Here is a 17,755-nt window from a genome sequence, read left to right on the forward strand (position 1 = left end):
CGCAAGGGGAATCGTCGTGTCGGATAAAGGTGCAGTCGTCATCGATCTCAAGTTCGAGCGCCGCGAGGTGGACAGCGCACTGACGGATGCGTTCAAGGGGCGTCAGGTCCTGCATGCCTCCGACAAGTCGGCCGACCTTTCCGGCGCACGCTATGCATTGCTCTGGAAGCCGGATTCGGATCTGTTCCGCCGGGCACCCAATCTCGAGGTTCTGTTTTCCGGCGGCGCCGGCGTGGACTCGATCCTCACGCTGCCTGACCTGCCGGAAATCCCGATCGTCCGCTTCGTAGACCACACCCTGACCACCCGCATGAGCGAATGGATCGTGCTGCAATGCCTGTCCCATCTGCGGCAGGTGCCGGCCTATCTCAGGCAGCAGCGGGTACGCCAGTGGCGCGAACAGCCGCAGCCGCAGGCAAGCGACGTGACGGTCGGCGTCATGGGGCTGGGTGTGCTCGGTCAGGATGCGGCGCAAAAGCTGAAGATCATGGGCTTTGACGTGATCGGCTGGTCGCGCAGCAGCAAGGCGATCGAAGGCATCGAGACCTACGATGCAGACGGCCTCGACGCCTTCCTGGGCAGGACGGACATCCTGGTCGGTCTTCTGCCGCTGACGCCGGATACGCGCGGTCTCTTCAATGCTTCCCTGTTCGGCAAGCTCCGCAAGAAGGGCGCCTTGGGCGGCCCCGTTTTCATCAATGCCGGCCGCGGAGGCAGTCAGGTCGAGCCGGATCTTGTGGCAGCCCTCAACAGCGACGTCCTGTCGGGAGCGTCGCTGGATGTGTTCGAGAAGGAGCCGCTGGAAGTGCAAAGCCCGCTATGGGGGATGGAGCATGTTCTGATCACGCCGCATGCGGCTTCGGCCTCCGACGTCAAGGCGCTGTTCCGCAATGCCGAGGAGCAGATGGACCGGCATGAGGCGGGCGAACCGCTGCTTCATGTCGTGGATCGGAAATCCGGCTACTGATCTTGGCTCATCCCTGACACCTTGAGGGAACCTTAACCAGTAGTGCTCGTTTGTCGTGCATCGGCTGGACGATCCGGCCCGCAAGGAGCAAGGTCATGAACAGCAATCTGGATCCGAAGGCAGGTCAGACCCGGGGCACGACCCCGCCCGGTACGCTGCCCGAACAGCCCATGAGCGCGACCGAGGCAAGGCAGGGAAGCACGGGAAGGCCGGTGCTGATGGTTCTGGTGGCGGGCCTTGTGCTTGCCGCCGTCGCCTGGGGCGGTGCCGAGTGGTGGGGTGAATCGACTGCGCCGCCGGCTGAACGCACCGCAACGCCGCCCGCAGGCGACAATACTCCGGCCAATCCCAACGCTACGCCGTCTGCCAATCCGGCCGCCGTGCCGCCGGCTGCATCTGGAAGCAACGGCCAGACGGGCAACTAACCGTATTGCCCCGTGCATTCTGAAACTGCCATCGGCCGTCGTCGTTGCGGCCGATTTGCTGTCTGGACTTCTCCAGCCTAATTTCCCATAAGATGCGCCCGGAGGTGCACCTGAGGCATCCACTACAGCATGTCGCGCAAAAGTGTGTATCGGTTTTGCGTAAACGACATGCGATAAAACAAAAGGCTTAAAGCGTGGAAGCGAATCTGAAAGATCGCGACACGCTTTAGGTAAATCGGCAGAGCTGATCCCGGGAGGATCGGACCAGGGGCAGGCATGACGAAGACCGATATTGCGAGCCGGGTCTACAACCACACCTGGAAGCTAGACCCCATCATTCGCAGTCTGATCGACACGGACTTCTACAAGCTCCTCATGCTGCAGATGATCTGGAAGCTCTATCCGGAGGTCAACGCCACTTTTTCGCTGATCAACCGCACCACCCGCGTCAAGCTGGCCGAAGAGATCGACGAAGGGGCTCTGCGCGAACAGCTCGATCACGCCCGCACCGTCTCGCTGTCGAAGAAGGAGATGATCTGGCTCGCCGGCAACACCTTCTACGGCCGCAAGCAGATCTTCGAGCCGGAGTTCCTCAATTGGCTATCCACCTATAAGCTGCCGGAATATGAGCTGTCCAAACATGACGGTCAGTATGAGCTGACCTTCCACGGCAAGTGGATGGACACGACCATGTGGGAAATTCCAGCACTCGCCATTATCAACGAAATGCGCTCCCGCGCCGCCATGCGGTCGCTGGGCTATTTCACGCTGGACGTGCTCTATGCCCGCGCCAAGGCCAAGATGTGGGAAAAGGTAGAGCGCCTGCGCACTCTGCCCGGCTTGCGCATCTCCGATTTCGGCACGCGTCGTCGGCACAGCTTCCTCTGGCAGCGCTGGTGCGTCGAAGCGTTGAAGGAAGGCATCGGCCCGGCCTTCACCGGCACGAGCAATGTCCTGCTGGCGATGGATTCCGATCTCGAAGCGGTCGGCACCAATGCGCATGAGCTGCCCATGGTGGCGGCGGCGCTTGCCAATAGCGACGAGGAACTGCGCGCCGCGCCATACCAGGTCCTGAAGGACTGGAACCGGCTTTATCACGGCAATCTGCTGATCGTTCTGCCCGATGCCTACGGCACCGCTGCCTTCCTTCGCGATGCGCCGGACTGGGTCGCCGACTGGACCGGCTTCCGCCCGGACAGCGCGCCGCCGATCGAGGGCGGCGAGAAGATCATCGAATGGTGGAAGAAGATGGGCCGCGACCCGAAGGAAAAACTGCTCATCTTCTCGGACGGCATGGATGTCGAGGCGATCGTCGATACCTATCGCCACTTCGAAGGCCGCGTCCGCATGAGCTTCGGCTGGGGCACCAATCTCACCAACGACTTTTCGGGCTGCGCGCCGAAGGAGATCGATGGCCTGAAGCCGATCTCCATCGTCTGCAAGGTCAGCGACGCGAATGGTCGCCCGGCGGTCAAGCTATCCGACAATCCGCAGAAGGCGACCGGCGAGCCTGCCGAAGTAGAACGGTATCTCAAATTTTTCGGCCAGGAAGATCGCGTCGATCAGGCGGTCTTCGTCTAGAGTGGTTCAGGGCTAAATGGAATCGTTCTGCAGGAGAGATTTTGCGTCAGGATCAAGGCTTTCGGCGAAGGGCATACCTCACTGGTATGGCCGAGACGAAAGCCGAAGATAATGGCGCAAAAGCACCCGGCCCTTCGGGTTGGCTGAAGCGGGTCATCTGCCATGTCGAGCGGCTTGGCCGTATGCTATGGCTACGACACGGCGCCGCTCTCCTCGCATCTGCTCCCGCTTGAGCCAACAGAACTGTTTCCATTTAGCCCTGAACCACTCTAGGAAGGCAAGCCGGGCCGGAGCCGTAGGCCCGTACACCATAATGAGGCAAAAACCAGCGCGGGCGGCAATCGACACTTGCCACGCCAGCATCCTTATCTATTTGTCACTCAGATTTTTGGAGGGCTCCTTGTGGAATATCGTTTCCTGATCGTCGAGGACAGTCTGCTGGTTGCCATGGACATCGAAGATGCTGTCCACCGCAGCGGTCATGACGTGGTGGGCATTGCGCCGGATATGAAAGTCGCGCTGAATTACACGCGCGAAACGGATATAGCGTTTGTCGATGTGCGACTGGCGGATGGCGAAACGGGTCCTGCGATTGCCGAAACCCTCGCTCAGTTCGGCATCGTGGTCATCATGATCACCGGCAATCCCGGTCTCGTCTCCTCGGGCCTCGCAGGCGTCGTCGGCGTTATGGCCAAGCCCCTGACGGACCAGGCGTCCATGGATCTCATCCAGTTTGCGGTGGACCGTAAGAATGGGAGACCTGGTACGCCACCAGCAAGGCTCCGGCTCTTTCATTGATCGGCACCGATTGGGTGGTTGAGACAAAACACTACCCTTCCTTGGAAGGCCGGGCTAAGGGAGCAGTGGGTAAGGGCGACGGCGGGATCATCCATGCGATATTTCATCACCGGAACTGCAGGCTTCATCGGTTTTCATCTGGCGCGGCGCCTGCTGGAAGAGGGGCATGAGGTCGTCGGCTTCGACGGGATGACGCCGTATTACAGCCTGCGTCTGAAGGAAGCGCGCAATGCGGCGCTGGTCCAGTTTCCGTCCTTTCATGCCGTCATGGGCATGCTGGAAGACGGGGAGCTTGTAAAGGATAACGTTTCCGCTTTCCGTCCTGACGTGATCATCCATCTCGCAGCCCAGGCAGGCGTGCGCTACAGCCTGGAAAATCCAAAAGCCTATCTCGACTCCAATCTTGTCGGCTCGTGGAACATCCTTGAAGCGGCGCGCGATATCGGCGTCGGTCACCTCATGCTTGCCTCGACCTCCTCGGTCTATGGCGCCAATCCCGGCATTCCGTTCCACGAAACGGACAAGGCCGACGAACCGCTGACCTTCTATGCGGCGACCAAGAAATCGACGGAACTGATGGCGCACAGCTACGCCCATCTGCACAAGATTCCGACGACGGCCTTCCGCTTCTTCACGGTCTACGGCCCCTGGGGCCGGCCGGACATGGCGCTCTTCAAATTCGTCAAGGCGATGACCGAAGGCGACGAGATCGAGATCTACGGCGAAGGCAAGATGAGCCGGGACTTCACCTATATCGACGATCTGGTAGACTCCATCATCGACCTGTCCAGGATCTTGCCGTCCGAAGACAATCGCGTACCTGACATCGACACCCTGTCGCATCAGGCACCCTTCCGGCTCGTCAATATCGGCGGCGGGCAGCCTGTCGGCCTTCTCGATTTCATCGAGACCATCGAGAGGTTGATGGGCAAACCCGCGAAGCGCAGAATGCTACCTATGCAGAAGGGCGACGTGCCGCGCACATTCGCGAGCCCCGATCTGCTGGTCGCGCTGACCGGAAAGAAGCCGGAGATCTCGCTTGCCGAAGGGGTGGGCGCCTTTCTGGAATGGTATAGCCAGCATCGGCAGGATATCGGTTAGCAGCCGGTCGTTCGTCATGCTTCCAGGATGAGGCGCCGATACTCGGCCTCCGGCACGCCGTAGGCGTCGCCCGCAAGCTCTTCCAGGCCCTTTCGATCGCGCACGGTGATCAGGCCCCGTTCCGCCTTGATCAGGTGCTTGCCTTCCAGCAAATGAAGCGCATCGGTCACGCTCGGGCGCCGTACGCCGAGCATCAGCCCCAGAAAATCATGCGTCAGGGGCAGTTCGTTGCCCAGTCGGTCTTGCGACATGAGCAGCCACCGGGCAAGCCGCTGTTGCACGCCGTAGCGTCCGTCCGCCAGCGCCGCGGAGGCGATCTGGATCATGAAGACATGGATGTAGCGAAAAAGAAGTTTTGCCAGCGGCGGGCTGGCTTCCATAGCCTTGTGAAGCTCGGTGGCGCTGATGCGCCACGCGACGGCATCTGCCTGGATGAAAGAGTGATGCGGGCTTCGATCGACTCCCAAAACGAGCGGCAGCCCCGAGAACCCCTCGCGCCCGACACAGCCCACCTCGATGCCCTTGCCTTGAGGATTGCGGGCGATTTCGGATGAAAGGCCACTTTCAAAGAAATAGACGAAGCCAATGGGCTGAAAGGGTTCGTGAAGGTTTTCCCCGCGCGCAAGTTCGATACGCTCAAGCGCGGACGCGAAGACTTGCAGTTCCTCCTGCCGCAACCTGGCGAGAAGGGTGTTGTCGGTGAAGGACATCGGCGATGGCTCCGGGCTCAAAACATTCATCAACGGATGTAATGATAAAACCCAAGGCGCAAATTCGTTGCATTGCCCTTGCCCCTGCTCCGAAGGGCGGCAGCGTCGCCTCGTTAGTCATCGGATGCAGGAACGAAAGAGTGCAGCACGGGTTTGTCAAATATGCCGAGGGTGTTTTCGACATATGTCAGGATCTGCTTGAAGACTTGGATGCAGCATAACCTCCCCAACCATCTCCTGTCTGCATGCTTGCTGCACTGGACAAAGACCCTTTGTACGCTACCGTACCATGGCATGAAGAACGTGAGCCGTGGCATTGGGAATAAGCATCGGACTGCTGCTTTCAAGCGGAGAGCAGCATGATGCAGTCGGGCCCGTACGAACCAGGGATGAGGATCATCTATGATGTCCTTACGAAATCGGTCCTTGTAAGCTTCCGGCAGGAGATCAAGCTGCTTGGCCCTTTCCCCGATAGAAACACGGGAATCAAGGCTGCCGAAGATTTCTGCCGAGACAAAGGTTGGAAAGGTTAGGACATGGCGACGGTGGCCTACGTTCCGTAGACTTGCCCGTCAATGCACGGAGGGATCCGAGTCTTCCAGGAAGCTCTTCAGGCCATCGCGTTCTGCCGTGGCCAGAAACTCCTGCCAGGCATCGTTATCCGTCGCGAATGGCTCTTCCCAGGAGGTGACGACTTCGGTCTGGGAGATGACTTCCATCGTCCAGTCGCCATTGGTCCCGGCGGGCCGGAAGATATCGACGAGAACGGTGATACCGTCGTCCTCGAACTCGCCGGAGAACTCGGAGTGTTCGGTTTTCGGGGCGTTGGACATACGAGCTCCTTTGGCACAGCTAGCGGTGGCACCGGTCAGAATGCCGCTTCTGCAAAGAGCGCGGCGCGCATAAATTGTCAAAGCTTTAAAGGCGAGTACGCCGGCACGACGTCTTGCGTTGCAACCTAGTTAAATAGGAAATGGAAAAAGGAAATATGGCGGACAGAGCGTCCGTTGAATTTCTAACCGCCATTGTTCGCAGTCGTTCACCTGCCTTGTTTCTCTTTCCTTTCTTGCTTGCTTGATCTGTTCAAGGTCGTTCGCAATGTTTTCCATCATCCGATTTAGGACGTGGGGAAGGCATGGCGCGCAATCTTCAAAAACTCTCCGACGTTCTCGTTAAGTCCATGGAAGGCTCGGGAACTCCCGCAGACCAGCGAGGTAGGCCATCTGTACTAGTTGACGGCGTTAGCGCCATTGCGTTGAAGTGTGTGTGGCTGGGGAAGAGGAAAGGATTAGCTATGAAGAAATTCAAAATTGGTCTCACCGCCGCCGCCGTGGTCGCGCTTGCGGTATCTAGCGCCTCGGCATCAATCCCGCGCATCGCCGCACCGCTAGGAGCCGAGCATGTGGCGAAGTCCTCTATGGTGCAGACGGCTAGTTTTGCCCAGGGGTGCAAAGACCCTAACTATGCCTGGTATGAATATAGCGGTTGGGAAGCCATTGGGTGCCTAGTCAGCGGTCAGTGGCCCTAAGAGATACCCCGGCGAAGCGCCCGCCTCTCCTTGAATGGATTGGCGGGCGTTTTGCGTTCTGACAATGCTTAGAACTCGATATCGCGACTGCCATTCGGCTGCGACCGAAGGCGTGACAAAACTACACCAGCGTTCGTCATCATTCGCAGCAAGCCACGGATGAAAGTGGGGAAGCGCTCCGAGCCGTCTTAAACCCAATTGAGATTTCGATGTGTTCCGGAAAAGATATGGCGGACAGAGCGGGATTCGAACCCGCGATACGCTCTCACGTATACACACTTTCCAGGCGTGCGCCTTCAACCACTCGGCCACCTGTCCTTTGATAAGGGCTGCATGCCAGAGGCGAAGCAGCGGTCGGCGCGATATATACCGATGAATTTCCTGGGATCAACCGGAATCTGAAGGATTTTTGACAGTCACCGCTGTAATCGCCGTCATTGCCAAGAAGAAGAGGCATCGTTATCTTGCCCGCTATCTTGATTGACGGGCGGATCGTCCGGTCTCGGAGCGCGGAGGAGGACCTTGTGGCGGCAGTGCGGTTCTTCTTGCATGGCTTGAGCTTTTTCGCGCTCCTTGCAGCCATTATCGCCGGCACGGTCGATTCTATTCAGTCGGTATCGGGCTCCAGACTCACACTCACCAGCCTTGGCAATGCCTGGCTGAGCCTGGATCCGGAAAGCCTGACCCTGGCGGAGCTTGGTGCCGATCACTATATCAGTGCAGACATATGGCGGCCCTATATCGCGCCCATACTGGCCCAGCCCGCTTTCGCCGTTTTCCTCCTGCTTGCCCTGATCTTCTGGATCGCCGGCTACAGGAGGGAGCCTTTCGCGGGACGGTTTTCAGCATAGGCAGCAAGGGCGCGGAGCCACTGAGCTAAAGCGTGTTGCAATCTTTCGGGTTCGCTTAGCGCTATAAGTCTTTGTTTTGTTACATATCATTGACGCAAAACCGATACGCAACTTTGCGCGGCATGCTGTAGGAGGCAAGAATGTTCCTGATCGACATGTTCAACAAGAAGACGGTCATGCCGTCTGCGGATGCGGCTCTTCCCGGCCGCGATGCGCCGGTGACGACGGCAGACACGCATTTCGTCAACGGCAAGCCCCTGGACGGGCCTTATCCGCAAGGGTTCGAAGTCGCCTATTTCGGCATGGGATGTTTCTGGGGCGCCGAGCGGCTGTTCTGGAAAACCCCTGGCGTTTACGTGACCGCCGTTGGCTATGCGGGCGGGCTCACGCCAAATCCGACCTATAATGAGACCACGACAGGGCTCACCGGTCATGCGGAAATGGTGAAGGTCGTCTTCGATCCGTCCGTGGTCACCTACCGCCAACTGCTGAAGATCTTCTTCGAGGAGCACGACCCGACCCAGGGCATGCGCCAGGGCAATGACATCGGCACGACCTATCGTTCGGCCATCTATACGACGACGCCGGAGCAGGAGGCAGAAGCAAGACGGGCCTTGGAGGCTTTCCAGGCAGCGCTTGATGCGGCGGGCCGCAAGACGCGTATCACCACCGAGATCGCGCCGGCGGAACAGTTTTATTATGCGGAAGATTACCACCAACAATATCTCGCCAAAAACCCTGGCGGTTACTGTGGTCTGCGCGGAACGGGCGTTGCCTGCCCAGCCGGCTGATTGGTGAACCGCATTCTGTTCGAAAAGCCTCGCATGTTGGTCACATGCGAGGCTTTTTCGTTTTCATGTCAGCCGGATGATCGTTTTCTACCAGGTGAAAAAAATCTCGTGAAATTTTCCAACGTCCATGCAAGAGTGCCGCCCAGCCAAGCCTTCTAAGAGGGGGGCAGGTGACCGCGGATCGTGCCTCTCGGCCGGCCTGCGAACGAACCTAACAATAGAAAAACAGGGCTGCACAATGAAGAAAACCCTTTTGAGCCTTCTTGCCATGGCTGCCATGTCGACCACAGCGCTTGCGGCGGATATCAAGCCCGCCTTGGTCTACGGGACTGGCGGCAAGTTCGACAAATCCTTCAATGAGGCGGCCTATGCCGGCGCCGAGAAGTACAAGAAGGAGACGGGGACCGACTATCGCGATTTCGAGCCGACCAGCGACACGCAGGGCGAGCAGGCGCTTCGCAACTTTGCGAGCCGTGGCTTCAACCCGGTCGTTGCAGTGTCCTTCGCCTGGACCTCCGCGATGGAAAAGGTTGCCGCTGAATATCCTGACACGAAATTCGCCATTGTGGACGCCTCCGTCGACCTGAAGAACGTTCGTTCCGTGCTCTATAAGGAAGAAGAGGGCTCCTACCTTGTGGGCGTTTTGGCCGGAATGGCCTCCAAGACCGGCAAGGTCGGCTTTATCGGCGGCATGGACATTCCTCTGATCCGCAAGTTCGGCTGCGGCTACGTCCAGGGCGTCAAGGCCGTCAAGGCCGACGCGCAGGTCTTCCAGAACATGACCGGCACCACCGGTGCTGCCTGGAACGATCCGGTTCGCGGCGGCGAGCTGACCAAGAACCAGATCGACCAGGGCGCGGACGTCGTTTACGCGGCAGCCGGCGCAACCGGCCTCGGCGTGCTGCAGACGGCAGCCGACAACAAGAAGTTCTCGATCGGCGTCGATTCCAACCAGAACTTCCTGCATCCGGGCTCCGTTTTGACCTCTATGGTCAAGCGCGTGGACCTTGCTGTCTACAACGCCTTCAAGGACACCAAGGAAGACAAGTTCACCGCCGGCGTGCAGTCGCTGGGGGTCAAGGAAGACGGCGTTGCAGCAGCCATCGACGAGAACAACAAGCCGCTGATCACGCCTGAAATGCAGGCTGCCGTGGATAAGGCCAAGGCCGACATCATTTCGGGCACCGTCAAGGTTCACGACTACATGACGGACAATTCCTGCCCCAAGTGAGGCATTGGACCCAAGGGGCGCGTGGCCGGCATGGCGATGCGCCCCTTTTTCATAGCATGGGCGGAAAGGCGAAGCATTGGGCCTCGGATCTGCAAGCGATCCTGCGATCGAGCTTGTCGGCATCGATAAGAAATTCGGCGCGGTTCACGCAAACAAGAACATCAACCTGACCGTCGCCAAGGGCTCGATCCATGGCATCATAGGGGAGAACGGCGCGGGCAAATCGACCCTGATGTCGATCCTCTACGGCTTCTATCAGGCCGATCAGGGCGAGATCCGTATCTCTGGCCGGCCGGCCACGATCCGCGATAGCCAGGCAGCCATCGCGTCCGGTATCGGCATGGTGCATCAGCATTTCATGCTGGTGGAGAATTTTACCGTGCTGGAAAACGTCATGCTGGGCGCCGAGGGTGGCCAGCTTCTCGCCAAAGGCACAAGCAGCGTCCGCAAGGAGCTGAAGCGGCTCGAGGACGATTACGGCATGGAGGTTGATCCCGACGCGGTGGTGGAAGAGCTGCCGGTCGGCACCCAGCAGCGTGTCGAAATCCTGAAGGCGCTCTATCGCGGGGCCGAGATCCTCATTCTGGACGAGCCGACGGGGGTGCTGACGCCGCCCGAAGCGGACCATCTCTTCAAAGTGCTGCGGGTTCTGCGTGACCAGGGCAAGACCATCATCCTCATCACTCATAAACTGCGCGAGATCATGGCGATCACCGACACGGTATCCGTCATGCGCCGCGGTGAAATGGTGGCGACACGCAAGACCGCGGAGACCACGGTCGAGGAACTCGCGGAACTCATGGTGGGACGTCGCGTCCTGTTGCGTGTGGAAAAAGGCGATGCTGCGCCGGGCAACGTGCTTTTGTCGGTGCGCAACCTGACCGTCAAGGACAGCCGCGGCGTCGTCATGGTGGACGACGTATCCTTCGACGTCCGCGCTGGCGAGATTGTCGGCATTGCGGGTGTGGCGGGCAATGGTCAATCAGAGTTGCTGGAAGCCATTGCCGGAATACGCAAGCCGTCCGCCGGCGAGGTCTGGATCGACGGAAAGCCAGCCGCGGGTATCGACCCCCGTCGGCTGCGGGAACTGGGTCTTGCTCATATTCCGGAAGACCGCCATCACATGGGCCTGGTGCTGAAGTTCGAGGAGTACGAGAACGCCATCCTCGGCTATCACCGCGACCAGCGCTTTGGACGCGGTCCCATGCTCGATCTGGATGCCATCCGCAAGGAAGCCGAAGAGAAGATCGCCAAATACGATATCCGCCCGCCGAATTCGCGGCTTCGCACGGCAAACTTTTCCGGCGGCAACCAGCAGAAGATCGTCGTCGCCCGCGAGATCGAACGCGACCCCAAACTGCTCTTGATCGGCCAGCCGACGCGGGGCGTCGATATCGGCGCGATCGAATTCATCCATAAGCGGATCATCGACATGCGCGATGCGGGTAAAGCGGTGCTTCTGGTCTCGGTCGAACTGGACGAGGTACGTTCCTTGTCCGACCGGATACTGGTCATGTTCGCCGGCAAGGTCGTCGGCGAGAAGTCCGGCGACGCTAATGAACAGGCTTTGGGTCTGATGATGGCCGGGATTGCCGCATGAGCCCCAACGGAATGATTAACCCGATGTTTCGAATGGTTTTGCTCGGCGCGGACGCCGGATGCGCGCGAGGTGCGGCATGAGCACGACCTCCGTTCAGCTTCCCGGCTGGATCAATTACGGCGTCATCCCGCTGATCAACCTCATGCTCGCCCTTTTTTTCTCCGGTCTTGTGGTCTGGGCCATCGGCGAGAACCCGTTCGAAGCCCTGCAATTGCTTGTGGCCGGCGCGCTCGGACGCGGTGAGGGGATCGGGTTTACGCTGTTCTATACGACGAGCTTCATTTTTACCGGGCTCTCCGTGGCGGTGGCTATCCATGCCGGCCTCTTCAATATCGGCTCGGAAGGTCAGGCCTATCTCGGGGGGCTGGGCGCAGCACTGGTGGCGCTGTCGCTCGATCGTTACGTGCCCTGGTATGTAACAATGCCCTTCGCGGTGATCGGCGCGGCCCTTTTCGGTGCAGCCTGTGCGGCCATCCCCGCCTGGCTGCAGGCAAAGCGCGGCAGCCATATCGTCATCACCACGATCATGTTCAATTTCATCACCTCGTCGCTGATGAACTACGTGCTGGTGCACCTGCTGATCGTACCGGGCAAGATGGCGCCGGAAACACGGACCTTTCTGCCGGGCGGCCAGTTGCCGAAACTGGATTGGTTGATCGCGCTTTTCGGTGGCAAGCTGGGCGCCGCGCCGCTCAATGTTTCCTTCCTGATTGCGCTCGTCATGTGCTTTCTCGTGTGGGTGCTGATCTGGCGGACCAAGCTCGGCTACGAGATGCGCACGCTCGGCATCAGCCCGTCGGCTGCGGGCTATGCCGGCATTCCCTATGCGAAGATCGTCATGATCGCCATGCTGATCTCGGGAGGCCTAGCCGGCATGATGGCGCTCAACCCGGTCATGGGCGCATCGGGCCGACTGCAGATCGAATTCGTCGGCGGCGCCGGCTTCGTGGGCATTGCCGTCTCGCTGATGGGCCGCAACCACCCGGCCGGCATCGTGCTCTCGGCCCTGCTGTTCGGTATTCTTTATCAGGGCGGCGCCGAGCTTTCCTTCGACATGCCGAGCATCACCCGCGACATGATCGTCGTCATCCAGGGTCTGGTGATCCTGTTTGCCGGTGCGCTCGAATACATGCTCCGCCCGGCGATCGTCCGTCTCTATCAGCAGGTGGGAGGCGGAAAGTAAGCCATGGATTATTTCGACATCCTGATCAGCATCCTCGGCTCCGCAATCCGGCTTTCAATCCCGCTCCTGTTTACTGCGCTCGCCGGGCTGTTTTCCGAGCGTGCCGGTATTTTCGATATCGGCCTTGAAGGCAAGATGCTGGTTTCGGCCTTTGCCGCAGCCTGCGTTGCCCATCTCACCGCCAATCCCTGGCTTGGACTACTGGCCGGCATTGGCGTCTCCATCGTCTTCTCCTTCATTCACGGCTTTGCTTCGATCAGCAATCGCGGCAACCAGATCGTGTCCGGCGTGGCGCTCAACTTCGTTGCAGCCGGGCTTACCGTGGTGCTGGGCCAAGCTTGGTACGGGCAGGGCGGACGCACGCCCCAGGTGCCGGCGGAAGGACGTTTCGCGCCGATCATCCTGCCGGGCGCCGATGCAATCCGCGAGGTGCCCTTCATCGGGCCGCTCTACGCCAATGTCATTTCCGGCAACAATATCCTCACCTACATCGCCTTCCTCATGGTGCCGATCTCCTGGTGGGTGCTCTACCGCACCCGCTTCGGCCTGCGCCTGAGGGCAGTGGGGGAAAACCCGGGCGCTGTCGATACGGCGGGTATATCGGTGGCCTGGCTGAGGTATCGGGCCTTGATCGTCACAGGCTTTCTTGCGGGCTTTGCCGGCACTTATCTCGCGATCGCCCAATCGGCGGCCTTCATCAGCAACATGTCGGCCGGCAAGGGCTATATCGCGCTCGCAGCGCTCATATTTGCCAAATGGAAGCCGGTGCCGGTCATGTTCGCCTGCCTTCTGTTCGGCTTTCTGGATGCCTTCGCCAACTTCATGCAGGGCAAGTCCGTGCCGCTGATCGGCGAGGTTCCCGTGCAGATCTTCCAGGCGCTGCCCTATATCCTCACCTGCGTCCTGCTGGCGGGGTTCATCGGTGTCGCGCGGCCGCCCAAGGCAGGCGGCGTCCCCTATACCAAGGAGCGGTAATTCATGTCTGAGGACACTTCGCCCCAGGAGCTTTTCGAGGCCGCCGGTAATGCCATGGGCAAGGCCTATGCGCCTTATTCCAAATTCCCTGTCGGCGTGGCGCTTCGCGCGGATGATGGCAAGGTCTATCTCGGCGCCAATGTCGAAAACCTGTCGTTCCCCCAGGGCTGGTGCGCGGAGCCCACGGCGATCGGCGCGATGATCATGGGCGGCGGAAAGAAGATCACGGAGCTTGCCGTGATCGCGGAGAAGCTGGCCCTTTGCACCCCCTGCGGCGGCTGCCGCCAGAAGATCTCGGAATTCGCCTCCCCTGATACGCGCATCTATCTCTGCGACGACACAGGCGTGCAGAAGACGGTGACCATGGCCGAACTTCTGCCCTATGCCTTCGAGACGGATATCCTCGGATGAGGCGCATCATCGACCTGCTCGTCGAGAGGCTGGATGGACTGATGCCCCGCCATGCCGTGGTTCTGGGCTCCGGGCTCGGCACGCTGGTCGATCAGGTAACGGACCAGGTCCGGATACCCTATGGCGACCTTGCCGGCTTTCCGGCAAGCGGCGTGACCGGCCACGCCGCCGAACTGGTGGCGGGCTATCTGGGCCGGGAACCGGTCATCATGCTGTCGGGTCGGTCGCATTTTTACGAAAAGGGCGATCCTCGGGCCATGCGCCTGCCGATCCAGGTCCTGATGGGGCTCGGCGTCCATTCGCTGATCCTCACCAATTCCGCCGGCTCGGTGCGGCAGGACATGCCGCCCGGTTCGGTGATGCAGATCACCGACCACATCAACTATTCCGGCATGAACCCGCTGATCGGGGAGGAAGGCGACCGCCGCTTCGTCGGTTTGACCAATGCCTATGATCCGGACATGGCGCTTGCCATGCGCAACGCCGCCATCCGCTGCGGCATACCGCTCTTTAGCGGCGTCTATATGTGGTTTTCCGGTCCGAGCTTCGAAACGCCCGCGGAAATCCGCATGGCGCGCATATTGGGTGCCGATGCGGTGGGCATGTCGACCGTGCCCGAGGTTATCCTGGCCCGTTACTTCGGGCTCAAAGTCGCGGCTGCCTCGGTCGTCACCAACTACGCAGCCGGCATGACCGGCGCTGAATTGAGCCACGAAGAGACCAAGGACGTCGCACCAATTGGCGGGGTTCGGCTCGCCGCTATCCTCAAGGAAATGCTGGCTTAACGAAGCAAGGAACTGACCAGTGCTTGCCGCCGCGGGGAGATCTTGTCGGGTACGCGCTTGCATCTAATCGGTTGAACGATAAATATGGCCACTCGTCTGAAGCAAGCGGAGGCCGACCATGGAACTTCATAGCCCGCGCGAGGCGGCGGCTTTCGCCCTGTCTCTTCTGGACCTCACCAATCTGCGCGATGACTGCGACGAGGCTGCGATCGAGAAGCTCTGCCTGCGTGCCCAGACGTCCTTCGGTCATGTGGCCGCCATCTGCATCTGGCCACGCTTCGTCGCTCCGGCGCGAGAAATCCTCGGCACGGGTCATTCCGTGCGGATTGCGACCGTCGTCAACTTCCCCTCCGGCGCGCTGACGGAAGGCGAAGTGCTGGACGAGACCCGCCGCGCCGTCGAAGACGGAGCCGACGAGATTGACCTCGTCATCCCTTACCGGGCGCTGATGAGCGGCGACGAGGTAGCCGTGACGACCATGGTGGAGGCGGTGCGCCAGGCCTGCCCGCATTCCTGCCTGAAGACCATTCTGGAAACAGGCGAGTTGAAGGACAGCGCGCTGATCCGCAAGGCCTCGCACCTTGCCATCGAAGCGGGTGCGGATTTCATCAAGACCTCCACCGGCAAGGTTACGGTCAATGCGACGCTGGAGGCCGCAGACATTATGCTGCAGGTCATCCGCGACTCCCGACGCCGCGTCGGCTTCAAGCCCGCGGGCGGCATTTCGACGGTGGCCGATGCCGATCTCTATCTTCGCCTCGCCGAAACGGTCATGGGTCCCAACTGGATCATGCCCTCCACTTTCCGGTTTGGAGCCTCCAGCCTGCTGGACGATATCCTGGGCGTTTTGAGCGGCAACCCCGCTGCGCGCGCCGCGGCTGGCTATTGAACCCATGATCCCGCAGGAGATCATCCGCCGCAAGCGGGATGGAGAAGCCTTGTCGTCTGACGAGATTGCGGGCTTCATCGCCAGCCTTGTTCGCGGTGGCGTATCCGATGCACAGGCCGCCGCCTTTGCCATGGCTGTCTTCTTTCGGGACATGTCCCGAAACGAGACGATTGCGCTGACGCTCGCCATGCGTGATTCCGGGACAGTCCTGAAATGGGCAGATCTGTCCGTTCCGGTGGTGGACAAGCATTCGACGGGCGGCGTCGGTGACAATGTTTCCCTCATGCTCGCACCGATCCTGGCGGCTTGCGGCCTTGCGGTGCCGATGATCTCGGGGCGCGGCCTCGGTCATACGGGCGGCACGCTGGACAAGCTTCAGTCGATCCCCGGCTACCGCATCGAGCCCGATGAGGCTCGCTTCCGTCAGGTGGTCCGTGATGCCGGGTGTGCCATTGTGGGGCAGACAGCCGATCTCGCGCCGGCCGACAGGCGCCTTTATGCGGTGCGGGACGTGACGGCCACCGTGGAATCCGTACCGATGATCACCGCCTCCATTCTGTCGAAGAAGCTTGCGGCCGGGCTCCAGACCCTCGTGCTGGACGTCAAGCTCGGCAATGGCGCCTTCATGCAGAGCGTCGAGGAGGCGGAGACTCTGGCGCATTCCCTGGTCGAGGTGGCGAACGGCGCAGGCTTGAAGACCTCCGCCCTGATCACCGACATGAACGAGCCCTTGGCCGATGCAGCCGGCAATGCGCTGGAAGTGACCAACTGCCTGCAGTTCCTGAGGGGCGAGAAGAAGGGGAGCAGGCTTGAGGCCGTGGTTCTGGCACTCGCGGCCGAGGTCCTGGTGCAGGCGGGCCTATCCGCGGACCTTTCTGGGGCTGAGGCGCTTGCCGCTGAAACCATAGCCTCCGGCATGGCGATGGAGCGTTTCGGCCGCATGGTGCATGGATTGGGCGGACCGGGGGATTTCTGCGAGAGGTCGGACGCCTACCTGCCCAAGGCTCCCATACAGCTTATCGTACCGGCTCCCAGAGACGGCTATCTCGCTTCCTGCCAGACCCGGACAATGGGGATGGCCGTGGTCGAGCTTGGGGGCGGACGCCGGCAGGCGCATGAGGGCATCGACCATCGTGTCGGGATAGCCGATCTACTGCCGCTGGGCACGCGGGTAACGAAGGGCCAGCCTATCGCAACGGTTCATTCGGCTACCCAGGAGGCAGGGGAGCGTGCGGTGGCCGACATCCTGTGCACTTATGCGATTGCTGACGAAGCGCCGCCGCAAGAGCCTGTCGTTTTGAGGCGAATCGGCTGATCACTGGTTCAGCGTCAGGCTGCCATCTTCCGCCTGGTAGGATTTCAGCTTCTTCAGGAAGCTCATGCCCACCAGCGTGCCGCTCAGGGCCTTGTCCCGCATCACCATGGCGTCCACATCCTTCACCCGCACGGATCCGATCTCGATCCGATCCAGCACCACATGGGCGCCATCCGTCGTCCCGTTGGCAGTCGTCACCGTGTAGCGGAAATCGAGGCCATTGCCGGTAAAGCCGAGCTTCCGGGCCGTACTTTCGTTGATCGCAACCATGGATGCGCCGGTATCGATCACGCCGTCCACGGGCCTTCCGTTGATCCTGAAGCTGCCGTTGAAATGGCCGCGGCTATCCGCCTGCAGCCGGACCCGGCCATTGGCGGACGCAACCAGCTGCGGCTTGGGCGCGACGGCGTCTACGCTGGAGATAGCAGGAGCTGCAACCTCCTGCGACGTGATCAGGGCCGGGATCTGGGTCGCGAGCAAGGCGACAAAAGCCGCGAATATGACGGTGCGCAGGAGCATGAAAGTTTTCTCGGCTTCATGAAACTCGTCGAGACTATCGCAGGCCGATAACGAAAGCGGCCCGTTCTGCCGGAACGGGCCGCTTAAATTTCGGT

Annotated in this window: 19 protein-coding genes and 1 tRNA gene; 16 read left to right on the forward strand and 4 right to left on the reverse strand. The window is 60.4% G+C overall.

Annotation, left to right across the window (positions count from 1 at the left end):
- Positions 1 to 16 precede the first annotated feature (16 nt).
- The 5 genes from EPK99_RS13220 (at position 17) to EPK99_RS13240 (ending at position 4,872) form a co-directional block, all read left to right on the forward strand.
- Positions 17 to 967 carry a 2-hydroxyacid dehydrogenase gene (locus EPK99_RS13220; protein ID WP_128443559.1) on the forward strand — a complete coding sequence of 317 codons (951 nt, stop codon included), beginning with the start codon at positions 17 to 19 and terminating at the stop codon, positions 965 to 967.
- A gap of 95 nt (positions 968 to 1,062) precedes the next feature.
- Positions 1,063 to 1,392: a flagellar basal body-associated FliL family protein gene (locus EPK99_RS13225; protein ID WP_425374200.1), complete on the forward strand. Its 330-nt coding sequence runs from the start codon at positions 1,063 to 1,065 to the stop codon at positions 1,390 to 1,392.
- Positions 1,393 to 1,668: 276 nt separating this feature from the next.
- Positions 1,669 to 2,973, forward strand: a complete 1,305-nt coding sequence (gene pncB / locus EPK99_RS13230; protein WP_128443560.1) for a nicotinate phosphoribosyltransferase — start codon at positions 1,669 to 1,671, stop codon at positions 2,971 to 2,973.
- Between the two features lie 402 nt (positions 2,974 to 3,375).
- Positions 3,376 to 3,771: a response regulator gene (locus EPK99_RS13235; RefSeq protein WP_164901773.1), complete on the forward strand. Its 396-nt coding sequence runs from the start codon at positions 3,376 to 3,378 to the stop codon at positions 3,769 to 3,771.
- Positions 3,772 to 3,864: 93 nt separating this feature from the next.
- Positions 3,865 to 4,872, forward strand: a complete 1,008-nt coding sequence (locus tag EPK99_RS13240) for an NAD-dependent epimerase/dehydratase family protein (RefSeq protein ID WP_128443562.1) — start codon at positions 3,865 to 3,867, stop codon at positions 4,870 to 4,872.
- Between the two features lie 14 nt (positions 4,873 to 4,886).
- On the opposite strand, the gene EPK99_RS13245 is transcribed toward EPK99_RS13240, so the two are convergent.
- Complete coding sequence (locus tag EPK99_RS13245) at positions 4,887 to 5,582, reverse strand: Crp/Fnr family transcriptional regulator (RefSeq protein ID WP_164901774.1); 696 nt, start codon at positions 5,580 to 5,582, stop codon at positions 4,887 to 4,889.
- Positions 5,583 to 6,154: 572 nt separating this feature from the next.
- The gene (locus EPK99_RS13250; RefSeq protein WP_128443564.1) at positions 6,155 to 6,415 is read right to left on the reverse strand and encodes a hypothetical protein; all 261 of its coding nucleotides are present in this window, start codon (positions 6,413 to 6,415) and stop codon (positions 6,155 to 6,157) included.
- A gap of 461 nt (positions 6,416 to 6,876) precedes the next feature.
- On the opposite strand from EPK99_RS13250, the gene EPK99_RS13255 reads away from it, so the two are divergent.
- Positions 6,877 to 7,110 carry a hypothetical protein gene (locus EPK99_RS13255; protein WP_128443565.1) on the forward strand — a complete coding sequence of 78 codons (234 nt, stop codon included), beginning with the start codon at positions 6,877 to 6,879 and terminating at the stop codon, positions 7,108 to 7,110.
- A gap of 228 nt (positions 7,111 to 7,338) precedes the next feature.
- Here the strand turns inward: EPK99_RS13255 and EPK99_RS13260 are convergent.
- A tRNA-Ser gene (locus EPK99_RS13260) sits at positions 7,339 to 7,428 on the reverse strand.
- A gap of 206 nt (positions 7,429 to 7,634) precedes the next feature.
- Here EPK99_RS13260 and EPK99_RS13265 point away from each other — a divergent pair.
- The 10 genes from EPK99_RS13265 (at position 7,635) to deoA (ending at position 17,141) form a co-directional block, all read left to right on the forward strand.
- Positions 7,635 to 7,961 carry a hypothetical protein gene (locus tag EPK99_RS13265; RefSeq protein ID WP_128443566.1) on the forward strand — a complete coding sequence of 109 codons (327 nt, stop codon included), beginning with the start codon at positions 7,635 to 7,637 and terminating at the stop codon, positions 7,959 to 7,961.
- A 140-nt stretch (positions 7,962 to 8,101) separates the two neighbouring features.
- Entirely contained in the window at positions 8,102 to 8,752 is a 651-nt protein-coding gene (gene msrA / locus EPK99_RS13270) for a peptide-methionine (S)-S-oxide reductase MsrA (protein ID WP_128443567.1), read from the forward strand.
- 238 nt (positions 8,753 to 8,990) lie between these two features.
- On the forward strand, positions 8,991 to 9,983 hold the full coding sequence (locus EPK99_RS13275) for a BMP family lipoprotein (protein ID WP_128443568.1): 993 nt from the start codon (positions 8,991 to 8,993) through the stop codon (positions 9,981 to 9,983).
- Between the two features lie 76 nt (positions 9,984 to 10,059).
- Positions 10,060 to 11,583 (forward strand): ABC transporter ATP-binding protein, encoded by a 1,524-nt coding sequence (locus tag EPK99_RS13280; RefSeq protein ID WP_128443569.1) that lies wholly within the window; start codon positions 10,060 to 10,062, stop codon positions 11,581 to 11,583.
- Positions 11,584 to 11,659: 76 nt separating this feature from the next.
- Entirely contained in the window at positions 11,660 to 12,766 is a 1,107-nt protein-coding gene (locus EPK99_RS13285) for an ABC transporter permease (protein ID WP_128443570.1), read from the forward strand.
- 3 nt (positions 12,767 to 12,769) lie between these two features.
- Positions 12,770 to 13,741, forward strand: coding sequence for an ABC transporter permease (locus EPK99_RS13290; RefSeq protein ID WP_128443571.1), 972 nt, complete (start codon positions 12,770 to 12,772; stop codon positions 13,739 to 13,741).
- Positions 13,742 to 13,744: 3 nt separating this feature from the next.
- Entirely contained in the window at positions 13,745 to 14,152 is a 408-nt protein-coding gene (locus EPK99_RS13295; protein ID WP_128443572.1) for a cytidine deaminase, read from the forward strand.
- Entirely contained in the window at positions 14,149 to 14,937 is a 789-nt protein-coding gene (locus tag EPK99_RS13300; protein WP_128443573.1) for a purine-nucleoside phosphorylase, read from the forward strand. The genes EPK99_RS13295 and EPK99_RS13300 overlap by 4 nt, the downstream gene beginning before the upstream one ends.
- Before the next feature lie 118 nt (positions 14,938 to 15,055).
- Positions 15,056 to 15,826 (forward strand): deoxyribose-phosphate aldolase, encoded by a 771-nt coding sequence (deoC, locus tag EPK99_RS13305; protein ID WP_128443574.1) that lies wholly within the window; start codon positions 15,056 to 15,058, stop codon positions 15,824 to 15,826.
- Between the two features lie 4 nt (positions 15,827 to 15,830).
- Entirely contained in the window at positions 15,831 to 17,141 is a 1,311-nt protein-coding gene (gene deoA, locus EPK99_RS13310) for a thymidine phosphorylase (RefSeq protein ID WP_128443575.1), read from the forward strand.
- Here the strand turns inward: deoA and EPK99_RS13315 are convergent, their stop codons facing one another.
- Positions 17,142 to 17,660 carry a TIGR02281 family clan AA aspartic protease gene (locus tag EPK99_RS13315; RefSeq protein WP_128443576.1) on the reverse strand — a complete coding sequence of 173 codons (519 nt, stop codon included), beginning with the start codon at positions 17,658 to 17,660 and terminating at the stop codon, positions 17,142 to 17,144.
- Positions 17,661 to 17,755: the final 95 nt, after the last annotated feature.

It is taken from the genome of Neorhizobium lilium, from assembly GCF_004053875.1.
GTDB classification, from domain to species: Bacteria; Pseudomonadota; Alphaproteobacteria; order Rhizobiales; family Rhizobiaceae; genus Neorhizobium; species Neorhizobium lilii.

What these genes read in the sequence shown, in the direction of transcription:
- EPK99_RS13225 (WP_425374200.1), top strand. Translation starts at nt 1,063, where the DNA reads ATGAACAGCAATCTGGATCCGAAGGCAGGTCAGACCCGGGGCACGACC.
- pncB (WP_128443560.1), top strand. Translation starts at nt 1,669, where the DNA reads ATGACGAAGACCGATATTGCGAGCCGGGTCTACAACCACACCTGGAAG.
- EPK99_RS13240 (WP_128443562.1), top strand. Translation starts at nt 3,865, where the DNA reads ATGCGATATTTCATCACCGGAACTGCAGGCTTCATCGGTTTTCATCTG.
- EPK99_RS13245 (WP_164901774.1), bottom strand. Translation starts at nt 5,582, where the DNA reads ATGTCCTTCACCGACAACACCCTTCTCGCCAGGTTGCGGCAGGAGGAA.
- EPK99_RS13250 (WP_128443564.1), bottom strand. Translation starts at nt 6,415, where the DNA reads ATGTCCAACGCCCCGAAAACCGAACACTCCGAGTTCTCCGGCGAGTTC.
- EPK99_RS13255 (WP_128443565.1), top strand. Translation starts at nt 6,877, where the DNA reads ATGAAGAAATTCAAAATTGGTCTCACCGCCGCCGCCGTGGTCGCGCTT.
- msrA (WP_128443567.1), top strand. Translation starts at nt 8,102, where the DNA reads ATGTTCCTGATCGACATGTTCAACAAGAAGACGGTCATGCCGTCTGCG.
- EPK99_RS13275 (WP_128443568.1), top strand. Translation starts at nt 8,991, where the DNA reads ATGAAGAAAACCCTTTTGAGCCTTCTTGCCATGGCTGCCATGTCGACC.
- EPK99_RS13285 (WP_128443570.1), top strand. Translation starts at nt 11,660, where the DNA reads ATGAGCACGACCTCCGTTCAGCTTCCCGGCTGGATCAATTACGGCGTC.
- EPK99_RS13290 (WP_128443571.1), top strand. Translation starts at nt 12,770, where the DNA reads ATGGATTATTTCGACATCCTGATCAGCATCCTCGGCTCCGCAATCCGG.
- EPK99_RS13295 (WP_128443572.1), top strand. Translation starts at nt 13,745, where the DNA reads ATGTCTGAGGACACTTCGCCCCAGGAGCTTTTCGAGGCCGCCGGTAAT.
- EPK99_RS13300 (WP_128443573.1), top strand. Translation starts at nt 14,149, where the DNA reads ATGAGGCGCATCATCGACCTGCTCGTCGAGAGGCTGGATGGACTGATG.
- deoC (WP_128443574.1), top strand. Translation starts at nt 15,056, where the DNA reads ATGGAACTTCATAGCCCGCGCGAGGCGGCGGCTTTCGCCCTGTCTCTT.
- deoA (WP_128443575.1), top strand. Translation starts at nt 15,831, where the DNA reads ATGATCCCGCAGGAGATCATCCGCCGCAAGCGGGATGGAGAAGCCTTG.
- EPK99_RS13315 (WP_128443576.1), bottom strand. Translation starts at nt 17,660, where the DNA reads ATGCTCCTGCGCACCGTCATATTCGCGGCTTTTGTCGCCTTGCTCGCG.